Origin of the sequence: Halobacteriovorax sp. YZS-3-1 (assembly GCF_047084945.1) — a bacterium.
Classification (GTDB): Bacteria; Bdellovibrionota; Bacteriovoracia; order Bacteriovoracales; family Bacteriovoracaceae; genus Halobacteriovorax_A; species Halobacteriovorax_A vibrionivorans.
This window is the reverse complement of sequence record NZ_JBKIYI010000001.1, coordinates 899243-917939: the sequence shown is the minus strand read 5'-3', so window position 1 is coordinate 917939 and position 18697 is coordinate 899243. Positions and strand designations below refer to the sequence as shown.

The window sequence follows — 18697 nt, the reverse complement described above, 5'->3', positions numbered from 1 at the left end:
AATACAGCAATTAAGCTGCAAGCGGTATATCGTCAGTGAATGGGAAAACGACGTTATCAAAGTGAGTTGGAATAATTTCAGAAACTAAAGTTGAAAACTCATCTTCAGTTAGTCCATTTATTTGGGCATCGGACCAAATAATCACTAATTTCTCATTAAAGACGTCACAGTTGAACTCGCCTTTAATTTTTGATTGAGAGACGATTGATTTAATTTCATCTCTTGCATGGGCAATAAAAGTCTCTCTAAAGTTTTCAATATTCATTTATAAACTCCTCTTCCTTCACTCATGATTGTTGAGCTATTAACTATTATGCGCAAGAAATGTCGAATTCTGAGATAATCTTTACTTTTATGTGATTACAGTACTCTATCTACTGCAGCTGGGGATGAGTCGTAGTTAATTTATTTATTGAACATGATCGCGATTGCCTAGAACTTGCGCCACTGTCAATAAAAACATGAGCTTATATTCTCAACAATTTTAGATGAGACAAGATGTTAAACCCTTCTTCTTCAAGTATTTTTGATGATATTCTTCTGCCTTTACGTAATTTTTAAATGCTTCTAATTTAGTTACAACGGGATTTGGGAAGCGATTACTTTCATCAAGCTCTTTTATGGCCTTTTCACCTTGAACTCTCTGATCCTCATCCAAATAGAAGATTACACTTCGATATTGGCTACCCACATCTACTCCCTGACGATTAAGTGTCGTAGGATTATGGTTTTTAAAGAAGACATCCAAGAGATTCTCAAATTTGATGACATTAGGATTGTAGGTAATTTTAATGACTTCAGCATGGCCAGTTGTATCAGTACACACTTCTTCATATGTTGTTTGATCCGACTCACCACCAGCATAGCCAACTTCTGTTTCAACTACTCCAGCTAACGTTCGGAAGGTCTCTTCAACACCCCAAAAACACCCTGCGCCAAGAACAGCTATTTGATTTTCATTTGATGTCTCATTGCTCATTGCAAACCTCCGATTTATTTCGTAATTTATCCCAAGTATGAGCAAGAAAACAAGAAAATTCTTAGAAAAGAAGTTAGAGAAAGAACTAGAGATAGCCAAAGAAAAAGCTGTTCACGGACAACATAAAATTATTATTGTCTTGGACCACTTAAAGGGTGGCTTCAACATAGGAAAGATCCTTAGGTCATGTGAAATATACAGTATTTATGAAGTCCATATTGTTGGAACGAAGTTCTTCGATGTCACAATTGCAAAGGGCGCTCTTAAAAGAGTGAAAACATTCTTTTTCGATGAGATTGAAGAATCAATTGAGCGAATAAATGAACTTGGTTACACTCCTCTCACTCTAGATTCAAAAGCAGAAACATTTCTAAATAAATGCGACCTTCCACAGAAGTCAGCATTTATCTTTGGTCACGAAGAATTTGGGCCACTGAAAGATATGCCAGGAATAAAAAGGTTAAAAATAAAACAATACGGTCTAACTGAATCTTTAAATGTTTCAATAGCGGCAAGTATTGTTATGTACGAATACACAAATCAACACGCAAGCGAGTAATTAAATATGATTGAAACAAATGGCCTCACAAAGAAATTTGTAAGTTACAAGAAAGAAGAAGGTTTTAAAGGTAGTGTAAAGTCTTTCTTTAATAGAAGCCCCATTACAAAATATGCAGTAAAAGACTTCAGCTTCAAAGTCGAAAAGGGTGAGATCAAAGGTCTCTTAGGTCCAAACGGTGCCGGTAAAACAACTCTTATGAAAATGTTAACTGGAATCATCGTTCCCTCTGATGGAGAGGTTTCAATTGCAGGTTATAAGCCGTGGCAAAGAGATAAAGAATTCCGTAAGAAAATAGCCCTTGTTATGGGGCAAAAGTCGCAACTATGGTGGGATATTCCGGCCATGGACTCATTTAAGTTACTTCAAAAATATTATGAAATACCAGATGATATGTTTAAGAAAAAACTTGGCTATATGGGAGAGCTTCTTGATGTAACGGAACTTTTTCATATTCACGTAAGAAAGCTTTCTCTCGGTGAGCGTATGAAGCTTGAACTAATGGCCTCTCTTTTACATGAACCAGAAGTTTTATTTCTCGATGAACCAACTATTGGACTTGATCTTGTGGCCCAAGAAAATATGAGAAACTTCTTAAAAGAGTATCACGCAAAAAATGACCTATCGATTATTTTAACATCGCATTATATGGCCGATGTACAAGCTCTTTGTAAGGACCTTGTTCTTATTTCAAAGGGGCAAAAAGCATACGATGGGCCTCTAAAGAATTTGGAGAGAATTCTTGGTGATAAGAAGTCTGTTTACTTTAGTTTTGATAAGTCAATTGATAGCAACGAAGAGTTTTGGACTAAGCTAGATTGTGATTTCTTTGATCACAATACAAGTGTTGAATTGAGAGTAGATAAAGAGGAGCTATCACAATTATCCGCTGCAATTCTTTCTAAATATCCAGTTATCGATTTTCATACAGAAAAGCTTCCTATTGAAAAAGTAATGAAAAAGATTATGGCGAATCCGGAGATCTTAAGTAATGTCTAATCTTATTAAGTGGTGGCAAACAATTAAAATTTCCGTAGTGAAGTATACGGCATACCGTCTAAACTTCTTTTTACAAATTATTGGACCTGCTATTGTCTTCCTATTTATTAAATACAATCTTTGGACGGCAATTTTTGAAAGTACAGGTCTTGATACTATTAAAGGCTATACTCTTAGTGCAATGTTAACTTACCATGTATGGGCCTTTGTTGTCTCACAACTTGCACAGGGCCACACTGCTCTAAACCTAGCACTTGATATTAGAATGGGAAGAATATCAACTTATCTCATCTACCCTTTTAACTTCTGGGAGTTCCACACGGCATCATTCATTGGATTTCAAATGATTCAATTATGTGTCACAGGTTTTGCAATATTCTTCTTTTCTCTTATTGGAATCCTACCAAATATAGACTTTATAACTCTTTTAAATGGAGTTGCCGTTTGCCTATTTGTAAGTCTATTTTGGTTTTCTCTACAATACCTAACTGGGGTTATGGCCTTCTGGCTTGAAGAGACATGGATCCTAAGGGTTATGCTTCAAATGATTACAGTGTTTTTATCCGGAGCAATTATTCCTTTAGAACTCTATCCAGACTTCTTTAGAGAGATTCTCATGTACACACCATTCCCTTATCTAACCTACTACCCGATTAAAGTCTTTATGGGAGAGCCAGTTAGTTACTCAACGTTCTTTAGCGTATTAAGTCCTTGGCTTATAGGTGTTAGCGTAATCTGTACATTAGTCTGGAAACGTGGAATTAAACTTTATACGGCAGCGGGGATGTAATGAGTTTTAAAAACGAATGTAAACACTACTTAAGCGTTTATTCAAAGTTTGTCTCGACAAGTACTTCAGTAGCAATGAGCTTTCGTACGAGCTTTGTTCTCATGATCTTTATGGATCTCTTTTTCTTTGCTTCAGCATATTTCACACTAGACTTTATCTTTGATCACGTTGATCAAGTGAAGGGCTGGAACAGAAATGAATTCATGTTATTTTTGACATATATGCTTTTAATGGATTGCTTTCATATGATTATCTTTAGTCAAAATTTTTGGCGCTTTAGTGATGATCTAAAATCTGGTCAGCTCGATTATACAATCCTGCGACCTCTCAACTCAATTTTCAGTGTCTTCTTTCGCTATGTACGCCCATCATCTCTTCCGACATTGATTCCAGCGATCTCTATATTTTGCTACTATGCTAATGCCAACGGCTTTACTTTAATACAATGGCTTCTTGTGCCCCCATTACTTATCCTATCATTAACACTACTAGCAGTTATTGAATTCGTTATAAGTTGTGCAATGTTTTGGCTTGTAGAGGGTGTTGGAATAAATTTCTTTAGAATGCAGATGCAACAATTATCACGTTGGCCAGATCTAATCTATGGAACAATGACAAAGAGAGTTTTTTCTTTCTTTATTCCAATTCTGCTAATTGGCTCTGCACCAGTACGCTTTCTACTAGATATGAATAAGTGGCACTACCTTCTGATCATGGTAGGAGCAACGATAATCTTTTGGTTTGTTTTAAAGATTCTTTGGGAAAAAGGCCTACAAGTCTATGATTCAGCCTCTTCGTGACAAAGGAAGAGTACTCATAAACTTGTGGCCAGATTATTTTAGGCAGCTTTGGGGGCCGCTTCATCGCCAAGTATGGCAGTTTCAATTTCATCAATTGATTTATTAACGTGAACAACTTCATTTAAAAGTTTTCCAGCTACTTTAGACGCTTCCTCAGCAATACCAGTATTAGATCTTGAAGACAGATCAATACTTGAGATAGAACTTTGAAGCTCCTCAATACCTTTTGCTTGTTCAAAAGTGGCAGTTGAGATCTCGTTAATGGCCTTTGTAACATCATCAACACTTTCAACAATACTCTCTAGAATATCACCACATTCTCCCGCAACCTTAGTTCCAGAGTTAACACTATCTCTAACTTTTGAAACAAGTGAATTAAGTGTTTCATTAGATTCAGTAATCATACGATTTACTTCTTTTACACTTGAACTCACCATTTCAGAGATATCAACAGAAGCGTGCCCACTCATCTCAGCAAGCTTACCGACTTCTTCGGCAACCACTGAGAAACCTTTACCAGACTCTCCTGCCCTTGCAGCTTCTACTGATGCATTAAAAGAAAGAAGTTTTGTTTGAAAAACGATATCATTAATAACCTGTGTTCTTTCTTCAATTTGTTCAATTAGACTAATAATCTGCTGCATCTTTTCTGTATTTGAGCCCAACTCTTCAACCATCTCGACAATATCGCTATCAATTCCATTCATTGAATCAATCATTTTCTTAACGATCTTCTGTCCAAAAGCAGCTTTATCTAAACTCTCTTTTGCAAGTTCAGTAGACTCTTGAGCATTATTTGAAGTCACCTTTATCATGGAACTTACTTGCTCGATTGCCGCAGAAGACTCTTGTAGAGAAAGGTCTTGGTTTCGAGAAGAAGATGTTAGATTATTTGACGTAAGTGAAATATTATTTGCACTTTTAGTCATAAAGTTTGAACTCTTTGTTAAACGCTCAAGAGTTTCTCTAATGCGTAAAGAAATCTTATTAGCGTAAACAACACCGGCACTAAGACCTAGAATCACCCCAATAATTGATACAATGAGAAGTGTATAATTAAGAGAGCTTACAGTCTGATTAAATGCGGCCGCAGAAGTTACGACTTCTTGAGAAATCTCTTTAGTGTAAAGATCCAAGGCGACTTGATAGCTTTCAGCAGCCTCTGGACAATGTACATGAAAGATTTCTAATAATTCTTTTCTCGCTTTAACACTTCCGTCTTTTGCCAATTCAATAGCTCTAGCACCAACCGCTTTAAAATTAATCCACTCCTTTTCAAGATTATCAAAGATCTCTTTTTCTTTTTCATCGTGGATTTTTGACTTTAATTTCTTGGCGGCATTATCGTATTTTGCAATCATCTCAAGAGTAGAGTTGATCGCAGCCTCATTTTCTGAAGCGGTATTATTCTCAAGTCCTAATGTACGAACAGCAATTCTTGTTTTCTGATAGCTAACATCCATTTCGTTGAGAAGAATACTGCGTGGAATAATATCGCGACTAAATTCATGAGACTCATCGCTCAATTTTGAGATTCCAAAATAGGAAACAGTACTGATCGAAATACTAACAATTGATAAAAAGACACATAGTAAAATTAATTTAAACTTAAAACTTTTGTTCATTTATCACCCCTAGTTAACGCAACTATCGGGCAATAAGATCAACGACTTAAGCTTTGTTTCTATAGTTAACCTTAATTCAACTGTTAACCCTTGCAAATTCAACTGTTAACCTTCTAAGTTAAATAATGGCCTTTTATAAATAAAAAAATCTAGTGAGATTCTATCTTGTCACAGGCCCCTTGATGCTTAATTGGAACACCCTTGCATCGAGCATTACATGAGCTACCATAAGTTTTTCCATCAACACCACAAACAGGTTTCCAAATCATAGGACATACACAAGTAGATGGTTTAGGCGGAGAAACATGAGAAGGCTTATTTTTCTTTTTTTCAACAACTTCACAAGCACCATTCTTTATATCAGTTGCTCCTGAAGACTCTGCCATACAAGCATTTGTATAAGTAACTCCATTGGCACAAACCGGAAGGTAATCTTTTGAACAAAGAAGAGCATATATTTGAAACTGAGATAAAATTAAAAAAAGAGATATTATTTTCATAAATAAATTATAACACAAAGGCTTCAAATGGCCTTAATCTTGGAATTTCATGCGCATCATGTTAATAATAGTGCCCTAAACGACTAGAAAAAGGATAAGTACATGGAAAACTTTATTGATCAAATTATCAAAAATTTAAGTGCCAATGGTTTCCCTCAAAAGAAGGTTTCTCTACCAACAGAGAAAATGTATGAAATCGCAGACTCAAAAGGTCTTAGTCTAAATAAAGTTCTCGATGAACTTCGTGAAAAAAAGATGATCGGTAGTGAAATTGGCCCAGAAAAAATCATCTTCTCAATGGAGAAGTTTGAGAATCAAGAAGATATGTATGCAAAGGCACAAGAGATGATGTCTCAAATGTCACCTGAAGAAATACAGAAGATGCAAGAGATGGTTCAAAATATGACACCAGAACAGCGTGAACAAATGATGGAACAGGCCCGAAAGATGGGGATGCTCTAATAAAGTCATTCTTTAGCCTCCCACTTTCACAACTAGAGTCCTTTGTAATTGAGCATGGGTTTACAAAAGTCCATGCTCAAACAATTTATACTCAAGTTTATAAACACAGTAAGAAGTCGTTTCACGAAATTGAAGGCTTACCAAAGAAGCTCTACCCTCTTTTAGAAGAAAACTTTATTTTTGATTTTCTTGAAATAGCAAAAGTTCAAGAGTCTATTGATGATAAGACCATTAAGTTACTTTTTAAGCTTAGCGATGGACGCACAGTTGAAACCGTTTGTGTCCCCTTTCAAAAGAAGTACACTCTATGCCTATCTTCTCAAGTTGGCTGTTCAATGAAGTGCTCATTCTGTTTTACAGGAACACAGGGCCTTACTCGCTCCCTTAAAGAAAAAGAGATCATTCTTCAATATATTCAAGCGTATAACTTCATTAAAGAAAAGTTTAATGGCCATCAAGCGGCTCCTAATATTGTCTTTATGGGCCAAGGTGAACCACTTCATAATATTGAAGAAGTAGCACAGGCAATTTCAATCCTGAGGATAAATGAAGGTATGGGCCTAGGTCCAAGACAAATCACTCTTTCAACAGCAGGCTATTTACCAGGGATAAAACGCTTTAAGGAATTAGGTAGTATCAACTTTGCTCTTAGCTTCCACTCACCATTTAATGATGAAAGAAGTGAACTTATTCCATTAAACAAGGCTTACCCTATTGAAAAACTAATTGAGGAATTAAAAGGCCTTAAACTTATGAAGCGCCAATACCTTACTTTCGAGTACCTTGTTATCAAGGACTTAAATCATAGTAAGAAGCACTTAGAAAAGATTGGAGAGCTTTTAAAAGGAATGCCTGTTATCTTCAATCTCATTCCATTTAATGAATTTCCTGGTGCCCCTTATAAAAGGCCACTGATGGAATCTGTTGAAGAATTTAAGGTTGGCCTAATGGAGCTTGGCTTTCATGCAAAAATAAGAACGACTAAAGGAGATGACATCCTGGCGGCATGTGGCCAGCTTACATCTGAAGAGCTAGAGGAAGCGCTCTGCTAAGTCAGCTTCAGGAATAGGACAGACATCAAGTTCTTCCCCAATAATATAACGATTCTTTGCTATAAACTGATAAATTCCATCACGAATGAAACGCGGGATAAAACGAAAGAGTTTAAAATATGTATGACCCAGCGTCACCATGATATTAATGGCCGCATCAGACTTCGTTGAAATCTTACCATCTTGATAGAAAACGACAGTTGATAAATTCTTAACGAAATCTTGTTCTAGATAATTTAGCGCCTTCTCATCTTGGAGATGACAGAATTTGATCCGTTTCTTACGATCAATTCGATAAATAAATTTGATGATGCCATTACAAATCAAGCACTTACCATCGAGAAAGACGATATTCATGGTTTATATCTTACACTAAAGTCCTTCAATAATCTAAATTGTAAAAATTATATTGAGACACATACTGATACATAGTTCATCTTTCTTATGCTAGATTTTGGCCAACATTAATCAAATATTTGAGAGAGAATTTATGAAGAACGCCCTACTTCTAACAACACTAGTATTTACCTTAGCTGGTCTCACTTCTTGTGGTGATCGCTCTTCCCTATACGACAACACTGGCCCTACATTAAATAGCCAAGGCCTTGGTGGAGTCTCAATTGCATCAGCTCTAAATGAAGCACCTTTTGTATGTGATCGATATTCAAAAGATGGATGTATAGATGAAGTCTTACTTATGGGTAAATTAAATCGTGGGCGACTTCAAACATGTGCATCGTTCTTTGTTGGTGATAACTTAGTTGCTACAGCAAAGAAATGTCTTCCAAGACAAGAAAGAGATCAATCATTTGGAGACTGGATGGCATCTGCATGTAAGCAAATTGCTTTCAAGGATTTAAAAGGCTTCACTTACACATGTGACTCAATTGAAAACCAAAAATATTCTGAAATTGTTCTAGTTAATACAAAACAAAAAAGTAATGTTGGATTCCTAGAAACAACATTTGATGGTGTTAAGTTTGGAGATAAGAATAAAACTTTTGAAATAACTTCATTCTCAAGAGGTGGAACAACAAATTACGCACTCTCAGAAGGAAAGTACACTCGAGCAAAGAAAGAATGTAAAGGTATTACAAATTCACTACTTACTACAATTAACGGAACAAAAGATTCTAAGAACTTTGTTCTTTCTAATTGTGCAATCGACTGGAACTCAACAGGTGCTCCAGTAATTGTAGATGGAAAAGTAGCTGGTATGCTTCATGGAAAGATTGAAGGTGATGCTGATTTCGGTGCAAAAGTAAGTGAAAGAGACGGTGTTGCTCTTGCTGAAAACTTTGCATGTCAAACAAAGTTCAACCCTTCAACTCCAGCTGACTGTAACCTACACCATGATACTCACAAGCGAAATGCTCTAACTAACTTAATTCAAGAAGCGCTTGTAAATAATGGTTCAACTTTTGAATCTTCATCAAAAGATATTACAATTTTTAGAAAAGATGGAGATCTATTAGTTCTTGAAACTCAAAAGCCAGCTCTATGTGCTTCAGTTGGAGACACAGGTAGCTTCCAAGCATGTAAGGTTAAACTTCCAATGAAGAATAAGTTCTTATCGATCATTGATATTGAAAATGTTGCTCTTGATTGTGAAAGTCCTGTAGCAATAAATTGGAAAGCTGTTAATTATAATGATGAGCTAACAAGAGCACTAAGCTTTGATGATTTAAGTCTAAATGGTTATCACACTGATTTAAACTTTAAGAAATTAAATTCATGTCTATAAGTAAAAAGGCCGTCAATAAGACGGCCTTTTTTATTTAAAGTGTATTTTGTAAAAACTCTCTCATCATCTCCCAAGATTCTTTATCCGCTTTTTCATTATAAGCTAACGGTAAGTTAAACTTCTTTCCTTTTTCTGTCGCAGCAGGATTAGTAAAGGCATGAGTGGCACCTGGAAGGTTCACAAACTTCATGGAAAGTTTCGAATCTCTAATAACATTCTTAAAGCTCTTTATATCTTCTTTTGAAACAAGTGGGTCATCGGCACCATTAATTACAAGTAATTTAGCTGTTGATCCCTTTTTTACTGTCTTTATTCCACCTAGAGATCCATGAAATGAAACCACTGCTTTTAGATCTGCTCCTTGAGTTGCATTAAAAAGAACTACTGCCCCACCAAAGCAATATCCAATTGCACCTATTCTTTCAGGGTCGACACTTTCTTGCTTCTTTAAAAGTTCTACCGCAGCATTAAACTTTGCCTTTAACAATTTAGGGTTGCTAAAAGCCTGCTTTGAGAATTTCATCGCATCTTTTGGATGCTCAGCAGTTTTTCCATCACCATACATATCAAGAGCAATAGCATTATAGCCAAGATCAGCTAATTGATCGGCCCTCTTTCTGGCATAATCATTATGACCCCACCATTCATGAACAACAACAATACCAGGGCGCTTATCATCAGCGCTTCCATTAAGTGCCATATAACCTTTGAAATTCTGTTCTCCTACTTGGTAGTCAACATCTTTCGTTGTGACTGATGAACAGCTTACAAAGCTGAATAAGAACAAAATAGGTAGTAAAATTCGCATTATTCCTCCTTAAAGATTGACTGGCCCAATGCAATTGGTTAATTATGCATTATGACAAAAGATAGCTTATATAATTTAACTTTAGAAAGTTTCCCATATGATGAAGCAAAAATCATGGGAAAGTGGGTCTATAAAAAGTTAAATTTCAACCCTGATACATGGGAGCATGCGCCAAGAGTGGTACGTGAAAAAGCTAAGGAATATGACCTTTCTTTACTCAAAGTATTATGGCAAGGCCTGTCAAAAGATGGGACGAGAAAGTTTCTCCTAGGTCTTAAAGATAAGAATTCAATTGAAGCTGTTTTGATCGAAAGTGAAAATGACAAGCGACTACGATCAACTCTTTGTATCTCATCACAAGTTGGCTGTGCAATTGGCTGCACCTTTTGTCATACTGCCACCCAGGGCCTTACAAGACATCTGACGACAGCTGAAATTGTCGGTCAATACTTAACTGTATCAAGCTGGATGCGCGAGAATGTAGATAAAGATTATCAAATCTCAAATATTGTTTTTATGGGCCAAGGTGAGCCTCTTCATAATTTTGAAAATGTTAAAAAGGCCTGCTACCTCTTAACTGATCCTTTAGGAATTGCCCTTAGTAAGCACAAGGTAACTATCTCAACATCAGGATTAGTACCCAAGATTAAGCAATGGGAAGAGCTACCGGATGTGAATGTTGCCATTTCACTACATGCAATTAGAAATAACCTACGCTCTGAGCTTATGCCAATTAATAAGCGCTACCAAGTTGATGGCCTACTTGAGGCATTGAAAACAATTCCTGTTAAAAACTCTCGACGTATCATGTACGAGTACTTACTCATTAAAGATCTAAATGATACTCAAGAAGATATTGATGGCCTCATTGAAAATCTGCCTAAAAAAGAATCAAAAATTAATATTATCCCTTTTAATGAGTACCCAGAAAGTAAGTTCAAGAGACCAAGTGATGAACACATTGAATGGTTTCAAAGATCACTACAAGCAGCGGGACTAACCTGTACGGTACGAGAAACAAAGGGCGATGATATTTTAGCAGCTTGTGGACAATTAAAGACTCAGTACGAAAAGCTCAATCTTCCTAACTCAAACTAATTAACTAGTTTCGTTATTAACTTTTTATAGCTTATCCCAGCTGACTCTGCAGCCATCGCAAACTCATCTTTCATCGCGATATTTGGATTTGGATTGGCCTCAATAATATATGGGATCCCATTTTCATCAACACGTAAATCAATCCTAGCATAGCCACTTAACTCAAGAACTTTATATGTTCGCTTACAGATTTTTATTATTCGCTCTTTAACTTCTTTAGGAATATCTGCTAACTCAATATCGATACCTTTTGATTTGCGATACTTCATATTCCATTTGGCCTTCTCTGAATAGAGTTCAAGTTCAGGCTTATCAACTTTGTTAAAACGAAGTTCAAGAATTGGTAGAATCGTTAATCGTTTATTACCGATAACTCCCACAAAGAATTCACGACCTTCGATAAATTCTTCAACAATGACCTCTTCTTCGTATTTATCCATGAGATACTTAATACGTTCAAGTGCCTTCTCTTCACTTTTTACAATTGAAGCTCCACTAATTCCTAATGAAGCATCTTGGTATAAGCACTTAACAATTAGTGGGAACTTCAACTTCTTAGAAAGCTTCGTTTTTTTACGATTTTTAAAGACTTGAAATTGTGGTGTTTTTATTCGGTGATATGAAAGAAGCTTCTTGGCCATTGCCTTGTCACGTGCAATCATTAAGCCTCTTGGATTATTACCTGTATACTTAACCTTAAGTAGCTCTAAGTAGGAAACCACATTTTGATCAAAGAGAACGTTACCATTGAATTCCTCAAGTAGATTAAAAACAATATTTGGTTTGAATTCATCGATGGCCTCTCTAAGAGGCATTAAGTCAGAATAAAGACCTACGACTTTTACGTTATGACCAAGATTCTTTAAAGTCTTAATAACATTGTATTCAGTAATCCAAGGCTTATATTCAAACTCTTCCCGTGCTTCCTCCTCCTTAGAAATATCTTGAGGTGGAATTAGATCTGAATGGACAAGTACGAGAACTTTCTTTTTACTCACATGATAATCCTGTCGCGGCCCTCAGTGAAAAACTTTTTAGTATGACTTAGCAAAAGTTTTTCTAAGTTTTGAGTTCCTCTTTCATTTGGAATATATAGCTTCTTAACTGAAGTGATATTCTCCAAATCTTTAACAACAGAATCTATTTTATATTGATATGTATTAGTCTTCAAGGCGATGTTTCTAATTAACTTCTGGCGATTATTTTTTAGAACAACTCTTAAATCTGTTCCAGTTGTTGAATTATCATTTAAGTATGACTCAATATGCTTAAGACTTCGTCTCGTTAAAGACTGCTTACGTAGTCTCTTCTTCTTAAGCTGAAGATACTCTGCTACAGTTAAGGTGCTCTCCTCTATCGAGTCGACTTCTTTATAACAAACGACATTTGGCTTCTTACCGCGTAAACTCTTCATTTGAGAATCAACGTATTTAAGCTTTGTTAGAGCTGGCCAGTTTTCATATATATTTCTCCAATTTGATCTTGGAGTTAGCCAGGTTGCAAATGTTTCTGCAAAGTCTTCCTCAGGATGGGCCTGAGCATAATGATCTTCTAAGTGATATACATAATTCTTAGAGAAAACTTTAGGAATATATGAATTTGGATAACGTTTATCATGATCACCAAAGATACTCTTTCTTCTTTGCTCATCTTTTAAAAAGTAGGCATTATCCATAACATGCCCACATTCGTGTCGCATAAGCTTCATAAACCAGTCACGAGTTTCACCTTCGACATGACCGATGTACTGTCTTTCTAATGCTATTAAACGTGGGTGCATTAGAGTAAATGGTATCGCAATTCCAGAGATAGAATCAGGACAAAACCAATCATCACTAAGCCAAACCTTTGGTCGAACTAATAAATTCTTATTTTCTAATTCCTGATTTAGCTGATCTAAACAATTTGAAAAAATACTCTTATCAAATGAGATATCGAGTTCCCATAATTGGGCCCCCAATATATCTCTTTGATTAGAATTTTCTAAATTTAGTTTCTTCATTTGCTCTTCCAGTTAAGGGCCAATTATAGCTGTAACTGGAAGAAATTAAAGAAGAAAGGCCTTGGCATGAATTATTTATAAGTCATTAATACAGACTTGGCCGTTACGATTAATCTTGAGCTTAAAGTCGACTCCCTCGATCTTTGCTCGAATATGAGAGAGATGCGTATTTATCGTTTTATTGGTCACAACGACAGGTCCCCACGCTCCCATTACTAATTCTTCTAATTTGTAAATTCTCTTTCCCCCTGAGATTAAAAAGTAGAGAACCTTATACTCTGTTTTTGTTAAAGCTACCTCATTATCTCCAACATAAACTTTCTTCTCTTTGTGGTTAATCCTCAGGTTTCTAAATCCTACCCAATCATTCTGGATAATAAATGTCATATTTTTAACTCCTCCCCCTTCAATAAATTAGGTTAATGGGAGGCGAAAAAATTAACAACTTATAGATAGGAAATGTCTAAACAATTATCCTAATCATAGAAATATTATTTCCTACAGATATGAAAAATGGCTATAAATTCAATACATTACAGATCGTGTAAGCAAATTTGGTTGTTGCGATTTATACGAATCCTGAAATCAACACCTTTTGTTTTATGTCTTAGGTGTGTGAGGTGGGTATTGACCGTTTTATTTGCCACATCTACATCTCCCCATATAAATTTAACTAGTTGCTCCCTCGGATAGACTCTTTTGCCACCATCGAGAAGAAAAAATAAGATCTTACACTCGGTTTTTGTCAGCTCTACCTTTCTTTCATCAACATAGGCCACTCGATTTTTTGGGTCCAAGGACAGATTTCGAAAAGATAGGGTCTGATTATTTGAATTATTAAGTGGTTGCATATTCATTTCTCCTCCAGAAGAATCATTGAGAAAATTTTATTCCATTGAACATGTCCATGTTTGTGAGGTAAAAATAAACCTATAGGGATTATTCACATATTAATTGGACTTAAGAGTAATTGATGAAAAATAAGAAAGTACTATTTTGGAGTGGTGGTTTAACCTCTCTTGCAACATTAAAGAAACTATTAGAATCACATAAAAAGGATGAAATTATTCTTCTTTGTCTTCTTAATAAAGAAGGTAATGAATTAGGTCATACAGGAATCCCCGAAGAAGTACTCCAGCTACAAGCTCGATACTTAGGTTTAAAATTAGTACGACTCTATCAAGATGAGTTAAGTAAAAAGGTCTTAGAGAAATTTGTTCAACAGGGATTTGAATTCTATTGTGGGTCTCGAGATGGCCACTTCATTGAAACAACCCCTCTACTAAATTCCCTAAAAGTTGAAACTCCTCTTAAAGGTATTGCATATTCTGAGTTAATGAAACAAGACCAGTCGAGAACAATTCTAACTTCAGTACAAAACGAAGAAGATCAAAGATTACTAGGTAAAGAAATAAGTGATATTTCACAATATCTTCAACAGAGTAATCAGCGACTAGATACTTTTGTGATTTACGATCCACTTTTTCGAATCCGCATTCCATTTTCAAAAAATATTGTTGTTGAAAAAGATGGTTATTTTATCTGTAAGATAAGAAGCGTTTAGTATTCAAGAAGTTTTCTCTTAACTTGAATTTATTTTAACATTACCTCCATACTTGCTTGCCTCTTGGGTCATATAATCAATGGTGATCACTTTTGGAGGTTTTATGAAGTCAGAAAGTAAAAGAAGGAAGTTTCTCTTTGTTGGTGCTCGAATTGTTATGGGAACGGTTCTACTTCTAGGAGGAGTTACTCCAGGTCTAGGGCTATTAACAGAGTCACAATTTACACCTGAGGCCCTTTCCTTTATTAATTCTCTGCAAGAAACTGGTTATCTTTACTACATGATTAAATCACTTGAAATTGTACTTGGGACAATGTTTCTATTAAATTTGTTCATTCCATTATCGGCCGTAATTGCAGCACCACTTGTAATTAATATCTTATTTTTTGAGTTATTCTTATGTAACTCATTTTTAATAGCGCCGATATTACTAATTGCCTGTGAGACAATCGTCTATCTAGAGCATCGTAAATTATTTAATTGGTTATTTAAATATCAAGTTCATACACATACAAATGATTTAGATGCACCAGATATGATTATTCTCTCAGACTTAAAAGAGAAAGATCCTAAAACTTATAAAGACGTCGTCAATTCTCAGTACTATCACAATATATAATTTCTATCTTACGGCCCATTGTCTTCAAGCTCTTCTTGACAGACAATGAGCCTCCTGTGAAAATTCATGAATTGAAAAATTCGACAAGGTGAACTCTGTGAAATTCAGAGACTGTCCCGCAACGGTTAAAGTCCGATCCCTGTTTTTTTAACTTTATATCTCGGAGGAAGATCATAAAAACGCCACTTATTCTATTATCTATAGTTTCATTACCAATTCATGCTGACATTCTTATCAAGGCCTCAAAGCTTGAAACATCAAAAGAAAAAATAACTAGCGATGTGACTGTCATTACCGCCCAAGAAATTGAAGACTCTGGAGCAACGACCTTGCAAGAGCTGTTACAAGGTAGGTCATCAGTATTCATCCCCCAAACAGGAGGACTTGGATCAATCGCAAGTTTTAACTTAAGAGGACTACCAACAGGTTTTTCTAAAGTTATTATCGATAATATCGAGCTTGTTGATCCAACTGATATTAATAACTCTTTTCAAGTGAATAATCTTTTGCTCGAAAATATCGAAAGCATTGAGATCTTAAAAGGAAGTCAGTCGATACTCTATGGATCAAACGCTGTTGGTGGTGTTCTAAAGATTAATACAAAGAAAGGACATAAGAACAATTCATTAAATCTTGAATACGGAAGTTTAAATACAGTTAAAGCTGGCCTTCAGAGCAGCGGCAACTCTGATAAGCTCAATTATGGATTAAGTGCGAGTTACCTCTCAAGTGATGGCTACTCTGCTGTCAATGAAGATAGAATCGAAAATGCAGAAGATGATTCATTTAAGAACTTAAACCTCAATCTTAATTTAAGCTATCTTTTAAACGAACAATTAGAACTTAATTATCAAGGTCAACTTCTTGACTCAGAAGTAGAAATTGATGGTTTTGAATCCACTCCACCGTATGGTCCAATCGATGTCGTTGAAAACGATCTTAATGAATACCTTCAATCAAATCATTACCTAGGGTTTAATTATTTTTCTGAAGATGAAAAATTAACGATAACTCCAAGTATTCGTTATTCACATATTAAGAGAGAAGACCCTACGAATAGCTTTACGCCATTATATAAAGGTAATGAGACACAAGCTAAACTTGATATTAAGTATAAGCACACTCAAAACCTAAGCCTACTTTCTGGAGTTGAGTACACAAAGCAAGAAGACGAAGTTGAGAATTCTCAAAGTGAATTATACTCAGTTTACACTGCAGCAAACTTAAGTCTTGAGAAATGGTTCTACGATCTTGGACTACGATTTGATGACTTCTCATCAATACAGTCTAATAACTCAAACGTAATAGGTAGCGCAGGTGCAGGTTATCGAATAAATAATGAGATCTCTTTAAAGGCACATATTTCACAAGGATTTAAACTTCCTACACTTTATCAACTGGCCAACCAAGTTGATGATTTAAAACCAACAGATAGTATAAATACAGAGTTTATCTTTAGCTACAATACGATAATGTCTCAATTTGAGGCCGCTATATTTAACTATGATCTTAAAAATCAAATTGATTACGATACTACTGTTTTTGGTTATGACAATATAGCAAAATCTCAAATTCAAGGGATTGAATTAAATCATTCAATAGAATTTAAAAATAGTTTCAATATAAAGACATCTCTAACTTTTCAACGTGCAAAGAATGAAACAGATGATTCTGATTTATTAAGAACACCAAAACAATTAGGAAGCTTAATTCTTGGTTATCAACTAAGTAAAAATCAAAGACTGATTAATAATTGGCAATACGTTGGAAAGAGAAAAGATGTTGGTGGAGAGCTACCGTCCTATATTGTAGGTAATTTCACTTATCATTATAAAAACTTTTCTTTTAAAGTTTTAAATATTCTTGATAAGAAGTACGAAAACGTCGAGTACTATGGAACGATGCCTAGAAGCTATTATCTCTCTTATAAACTCTCATTTTGATGATATCTTTTAACAAGACTCATCGCTATGAAAAATGAAACCATAGAGCCAATATTTAAGAGATAAAAGAGGTAGAAAGCGTTGCCAGCACCAAAGCGATCGGCGATTGCACCAAAGATAAAGTGCATAACTGCAATACCTACTCCAATATAACTCATGGTACTACCAAGAACGACATGATTCTTTTTTGGAAATGAATTTGAAATCCAATCGACAATGACAGGGAAACAAAACGACATAAACAGCCCTGTCATTGCATAAAATATTTGATGTATCTCACCTAAGCTAAAACAAATTAATGTCGAAACTAAAGAGATAATAATTAACTTTTTCGACTCTAATTCAATCCTAAAAAATGCGAATCCTAGTCGCCCAATCATAAGAAAGAGAAAGAAATAAGAAAGATAATTATTTGCTACGTATTCACTAAATCCATGGGCTTCAACAAGATAATACTTTATTCTAGAAGAAACCATAATCTCCGAGGCTACGTAACAACCAGCGAAAAGGCCAATTAAGAGATTCATGAAAAATGCATCCTTCATTGTACCGTGGTTTTCTTTTATATCTTGATGATGACTATCATGAGTAAAAAATGAATAAATCAAAACAATAGCACAAGGAATTGCTAAAAATTTAAAGTAGTGAATCCAACTAAGATTAACATAAAGAAATAGTGATAATAATTGAGGGGCAAGGAGTGAAGAAAGCCCATAAGCTCCATGTAGCCCCGATAAGAATCGCCTTTTTTGAAAAGGTGGTGCTCCAGAATCAACCATAAAATTCATCGTGATACCAGTAATTCCAAATCCAAAACCAGCTAAGGCACCAAAGACTAAACTTAAGTCGAAGTTTTGAAAGTCTCCTCCTGCACCAATACCATATGTTCCAATTGCCATCATGATCATAGCAACTCGAGTTGAGACAACAGGCCCTAGCCTAGGTAGCCAAAGAGAAGTTGAAAGGTATGCTAGAACAGAGGTAATAGACATTAAGGAAAAGATTAATGAGCCCTTATCAGGTCCAATTGAAAAGAAGCGAAGTAGTTCTGGATAAACGGCCCCACGTCCATTATCAATAAAGCTTAGAGCGACTAAGGACATATAGCCTAGAATTACGTATCCAAAATTTTTCAAACTTCTTCCTCTATAGT

Annotated in this window: 22 protein-coding genes and 1 riboswitch; of the genes, 11 read left to right on the top strand and 11 right to left on the bottom strand. The window is 35.4% G+C overall.

Annotated elements, in window-relative coordinates:
* Positions 1 to 10: 10 nt before the first annotated feature.
* Both ACMAZI_RS04410 and msrA read right to left on the bottom strand, forming a co-directional pair.
* A complete protein-coding gene (locus tag ACMAZI_RS04410) occupies positions 11 to 265 on the bottom strand; it encodes a hypothetical protein (protein ID WP_334678107.1) in 255 nt (84 codons plus the stop codon).
* A 219-nt stretch (positions 266 to 484) separates the two neighbouring features.
* On the bottom strand, positions 485 to 979 hold the full coding sequence (gene msrA / locus ACMAZI_RS04405; protein ID WP_412473701.1) for a peptide-methionine (S)-S-oxide reductase MsrA: 495 nt from the start codon (positions 977 to 979) through the stop codon (positions 485 to 487).
* Between the two features lie 37 nt (positions 980 to 1016).
* On the opposite strand from msrA, the gene ACMAZI_RS04400 reads away from it, so the two are divergent.
* From ACMAZI_RS04400 to ACMAZI_RS04385, 4 genes are read left to right on the top strand one after another with little or no spacing between them, the layout of a single operon-like run.
* The gene (locus ACMAZI_RS04400; RefSeq protein ID WP_334678106.1) at positions 1017 to 1538 is read left to right on the top strand and encodes a TrmH family RNA methyltransferase; all 522 of its coding nucleotides are present in this window, start codon (positions 1017 to 1019) and stop codon (positions 1536 to 1538) included.
* A gap of 6 nt (positions 1539 to 1544) precedes the next feature.
* Positions 1545 to 2537 (top strand): ATP-binding cassette domain-containing protein, encoded by a 993-nt coding sequence (locus ACMAZI_RS04395; RefSeq protein WP_412473702.1) that lies wholly within the window; start codon positions 1545 to 1547, stop codon positions 2535 to 2537.
* The gene (locus ACMAZI_RS04390; RefSeq protein WP_334678104.1) at positions 2530 to 3327 is read left to right on the top strand and encodes an ABC transporter permease; all 798 of its coding nucleotides are present in this window, start codon (positions 2530 to 2532) and stop codon (positions 3325 to 3327) included. The genes ACMAZI_RS04395 and ACMAZI_RS04390 overlap by 8 nt, the downstream gene beginning before the upstream one ends.
* Positions 3327 to 4127, top strand: coding sequence for an ABC transporter permease (locus ACMAZI_RS04385; RefSeq protein ID WP_334678103.1), 801 nt, complete (start codon positions 3327 to 3329; stop codon positions 4125 to 4127). Before ACMAZI_RS04390 ends, ACMAZI_RS04385 begins: the two co-directional genes overlap by 1 nt.
* Positions 4128 to 4165: 38 nt before the next feature.
* On the opposite strand, the gene ACMAZI_RS04380 is transcribed toward ACMAZI_RS04385, so the two are convergent.
* On the bottom strand, positions 4166 to 5752 hold the full coding sequence (locus tag ACMAZI_RS04380) for a methyl-accepting chemotaxis protein (RefSeq protein WP_412473703.1): 1587 nt from the start codon (positions 5750 to 5752) through the stop codon (positions 4166 to 4168).
* A 149-nt stretch (positions 5753 to 5901) separates the two neighbouring features.
* Positions 5902 to 6252: a Kazal-type serine protease inhibitor family protein gene (locus ACMAZI_RS04375; protein WP_120405275.1), complete on the bottom strand. Its 351-nt coding sequence runs from the start codon at positions 6250 to 6252 to the stop codon at positions 5902 to 5904.
* 102 nt (positions 6253 to 6354) lie between these two features.
* On the opposite strand from ACMAZI_RS04375, the gene ACMAZI_RS04370 reads away from it, so the two are divergent.
* Positions 6355 to 6714 carry a hypothetical protein gene (locus tag ACMAZI_RS04370; protein ID WP_412473704.1) on the top strand — a complete coding sequence of 120 codons (360 nt, stop codon included), beginning with the start codon at positions 6355 to 6357 and terminating at the stop codon, positions 6712 to 6714.
* Positions 6714 to 7766 carry a 23S rRNA (adenine(2503)-C(2))-methyltransferase RlmN gene (gene rlmN, locus ACMAZI_RS04365; RefSeq protein ID WP_114705420.1) on the top strand — a complete coding sequence of 351 codons (1053 nt, stop codon included), beginning with the start codon at positions 6714 to 6716 and terminating at the stop codon, positions 7764 to 7766. The genes ACMAZI_RS04370 and rlmN (ACMAZI_RS04365) overlap by 1 nt, the downstream gene beginning before the upstream one ends.
* Here the strand turns inward: rlmN (ACMAZI_RS04365) and ACMAZI_RS04360 are convergent.
* Positions 7746 to 8123: a thiol-disulfide oxidoreductase DCC family protein gene (locus ACMAZI_RS04360; RefSeq protein ID WP_114705421.1), complete on the bottom strand. Its 378-nt coding sequence runs from the start codon at positions 8121 to 8123 to the stop codon at positions 7746 to 7748. The two genes, rlmN (ACMAZI_RS04365) and ACMAZI_RS04360, sit on opposite strands and share 21 nt — an antisense overlap.
* Positions 8124 to 8256: 133 nt before the next feature.
* Here ACMAZI_RS04360 and ACMAZI_RS04355 point away from each other — a divergent pair, with 133 nt between their 5' ends.
* Positions 8257 to 9510, top strand: a complete 1254-nt coding sequence (locus tag ACMAZI_RS04355) for a hypothetical protein (protein WP_412473705.1) — start codon at positions 8257 to 8259, stop codon at positions 9508 to 9510.
* A gap of 34 nt (positions 9511 to 9544) precedes the next feature.
* Here ACMAZI_RS04355 and ACMAZI_RS04350 read toward each other — a convergent pair whose 3' ends face one another.
* Entirely contained in the window at positions 9545 to 10318 is a 774-nt protein-coding gene (locus ACMAZI_RS04350; protein WP_114705423.1) for a dienelactone hydrolase family protein, read from the bottom strand.
* A gap of 51 nt (positions 10319 to 10369) precedes the next feature.
* Here ACMAZI_RS04350 and rlmN (ACMAZI_RS04345) point away from each other — a divergent pair, with 51 nt between their 5' ends.
* Positions 10370 to 11416, top strand: a complete 1047-nt coding sequence (gene rlmN / locus ACMAZI_RS04345) for a 23S rRNA (adenine(2503)-C(2))-methyltransferase RlmN (protein WP_114705424.1) — start codon at positions 10370 to 10372, stop codon at positions 11414 to 11416.
* Here the strand turns inward: rlmN (ACMAZI_RS04345) and ACMAZI_RS04340 are convergent.
* The 4 genes from ACMAZI_RS04340 to ACMAZI_RS04325 all read right to left on the bottom strand — a co-directional run bounded on the left by ACMAZI_RS04340 (position 11413) and on the right by ACMAZI_RS04325 (position 14269).
* Positions 11413 to 12414, bottom strand: coding sequence for an ATP-grasp domain-containing protein (locus ACMAZI_RS04340; protein WP_412473706.1), 1002 nt, complete (start codon positions 12412 to 12414; stop codon positions 11413 to 11415). The two genes, rlmN (ACMAZI_RS04345) and ACMAZI_RS04340, sit on opposite strands and share 4 nt — an antisense overlap.
* A complete protein-coding gene (locus ACMAZI_RS04335; protein WP_114705426.1) occupies positions 12411 to 13418 on the bottom strand; it encodes a putative zinc-binding metallopeptidase in 1008 nt (335 codons plus the stop codon). The genes ACMAZI_RS04340 and ACMAZI_RS04335 overlap by 4 nt, the downstream gene beginning before the upstream one ends.
* A 75-nt stretch (positions 13419 to 13493) precedes the next feature.
* Positions 13494 to 13805: a winged helix-turn-helix domain-containing protein gene (locus ACMAZI_RS04330; RefSeq protein WP_334678099.1), complete on the bottom strand. Its 312-nt coding sequence runs from the start codon at positions 13803 to 13805 to the stop codon at positions 13494 to 13496.
* Positions 13806 to 13951: 146 nt separating this feature from the next.
* A complete protein-coding gene (locus ACMAZI_RS04325; protein WP_412474436.1) occupies positions 13952 to 14269 on the bottom strand; it encodes a winged helix-turn-helix domain-containing protein in 318 nt (105 codons plus the stop codon).
* A 122-nt stretch (positions 14270 to 14391) separates the two neighbouring features.
* On the opposite strand from ACMAZI_RS04325, the gene ACMAZI_RS04320 reads away from it, so the two are divergent.
* The 3 genes from ACMAZI_RS04320 (at position 14392) to ACMAZI_RS04310 (ending at position 17544) form a co-directional block, all read left to right on the top strand.
* The gene (locus ACMAZI_RS04320) at positions 14392 to 14982 is read left to right on the top strand and encodes a hypothetical protein (RefSeq protein ID WP_412473708.1); all 591 of its coding nucleotides are present in this window, start codon (positions 14392 to 14394) and stop codon (positions 14980 to 14982) included.
* 103 nt (positions 14983 to 15085) lie between these two features.
* A complete protein-coding gene (locus tag ACMAZI_RS04315) occupies positions 15086 to 15601 on the top strand; it encodes a hypothetical protein (protein WP_412473709.1) in 516 nt (171 codons plus the stop codon).
* 71 nt (positions 15602 to 15672) lie between these two features.
* A riboswitch (adenosylcobalamin-variant (AdoCbl-variant) riboswitch) is annotated at positions 15673 to 15802 on the top strand.
* Complete coding sequence (locus ACMAZI_RS04310) at positions 15772 to 17544, top strand: TonB-dependent receptor plug domain-containing protein (RefSeq protein WP_412474441.1); 1773 nt, start codon at positions 15772 to 15774, stop codon at positions 17542 to 17544. (Overlaps the previous riboswitch by 31 nt.)
* Here the strand turns inward: ACMAZI_RS04310 and ACMAZI_RS04305 are convergent.
* A complete protein-coding gene (locus ACMAZI_RS04305) occupies positions 17526 to 18680 on the bottom strand; it encodes an MFS transporter (protein ID WP_412473710.1) in 1155 nt (384 codons plus the stop codon). The genes ACMAZI_RS04310 and ACMAZI_RS04305 overlap by 19 nt on opposite strands.
* Positions 18681 to 18697: the final 17 nt, after the last annotated feature.

Excerpts from the sequence above, each read along its gene's own strand:
- ACMAZI_RS04325 (WP_412474436.1), bottom strand. The coding sequence starts at position 14,269 with ATGCAACCACTTAATAATTCAAATAATCAGACCCTATCTTTTCGAAAT.
- msrA (WP_412473701.1), bottom strand. The coding sequence starts at position 979 with ATGAGCAATGAGACATCAAATGAAAATCAAATAGCTGTTCTTGGCGCA.
- ACMAZI_RS04355 (WP_412473705.1), top strand. The coding sequence starts at position 8,257 with ATGAAGAACGCCCTACTTCTAACAACACTAGTATTTACCTTAGCTGGT.
- ACMAZI_RS04400 (WP_334678106.1), top strand. The coding sequence starts at position 1,017 with ATGAGCAAGAAAACAAGAAAATTCTTAGAAAAGAAGTTAGAGAAAGAA.
- ACMAZI_RS04315 (WP_412473709.1), top strand. The coding sequence starts at position 15,086 with ATGAAGTCAGAAAGTAAAAGAAGGAAGTTTCTCTTTGTTGGTGCTCGA.
- ACMAZI_RS04380 (WP_412473703.1), bottom strand. The coding sequence starts at position 5,752 with ATGAACAAAAGTTTTAAGTTTAAATTAATTTTACTATGTGTCTTTTTA.
- ACMAZI_RS04330 (WP_334678099.1), bottom strand. The coding sequence starts at position 13,805 with ATGACATTTATTATCCAGAATGATTGGGTAGGATTTAGAAACCTGAGG.
- ACMAZI_RS04360 (WP_114705421.1), bottom strand. The coding sequence starts at position 8,123 with ATGAATATCGTCTTTCTCGATGGTAAGTGCTTGATTTGTAATGGCATC.
- ACMAZI_RS04385 (WP_334678103.1), top strand. The coding sequence starts at position 3,327 with ATGAGTTTTAAAAACGAATGTAAACACTACTTAAGCGTTTATTCAAAG.
- ACMAZI_RS04390 (WP_334678104.1), top strand. The coding sequence starts at position 2,530 with ATGTCTAATCTTATTAAGTGGTGGCAAACAATTAAAATTTCCGTAGTG.
- ACMAZI_RS04395 (WP_412473702.1), top strand. The coding sequence starts at position 1,545 with ATGATTGAAACAAATGGCCTCACAAAGAAATTTGTAAGTTACAAGAAA.
- ACMAZI_RS04350 (WP_114705423.1), bottom strand. The coding sequence starts at position 10,318 with ATGCGAATTTTACTACCTATTTTGTTCTTATTCAGCTTTGTAAGCTGT.
- ACMAZI_RS04320 (WP_412473708.1), top strand. The coding sequence starts at position 14,392 with ATGAAAAATAAGAAAGTACTATTTTGGAGTGGTGGTTTAACCTCTCTT.
- rlmN (WP_114705424.1), top strand. The coding sequence starts at position 10,370 with ATGACAAAAGATAGCTTATATAATTTAACTTTAGAAAGTTTCCCATAT.
- ACMAZI_RS04370 (WP_412473704.1), top strand. The coding sequence starts at position 6,355 with ATGGAAAACTTTATTGATCAAATTATCAAAAATTTAAGTGCCAATGGT.
- ACMAZI_RS04410 (WP_334678107.1), bottom strand. The coding sequence starts at position 265 with ATGAATATTGAAAACTTTAGAGAGACTTTTATTGCCCATGCAAGAGAT.
- ACMAZI_RS04335 (WP_114705426.1), bottom strand. The coding sequence starts at position 13,418 with ATGAAGAAACTAAATTTAGAAAATTCTAATCAAAGAGATATATTGGGG.
- ACMAZI_RS04375 (WP_120405275.1), bottom strand. The coding sequence starts at position 6,252 with ATGAAAATAATATCTCTTTTTTTAATTTTATCTCAGTTTCAAATATAT.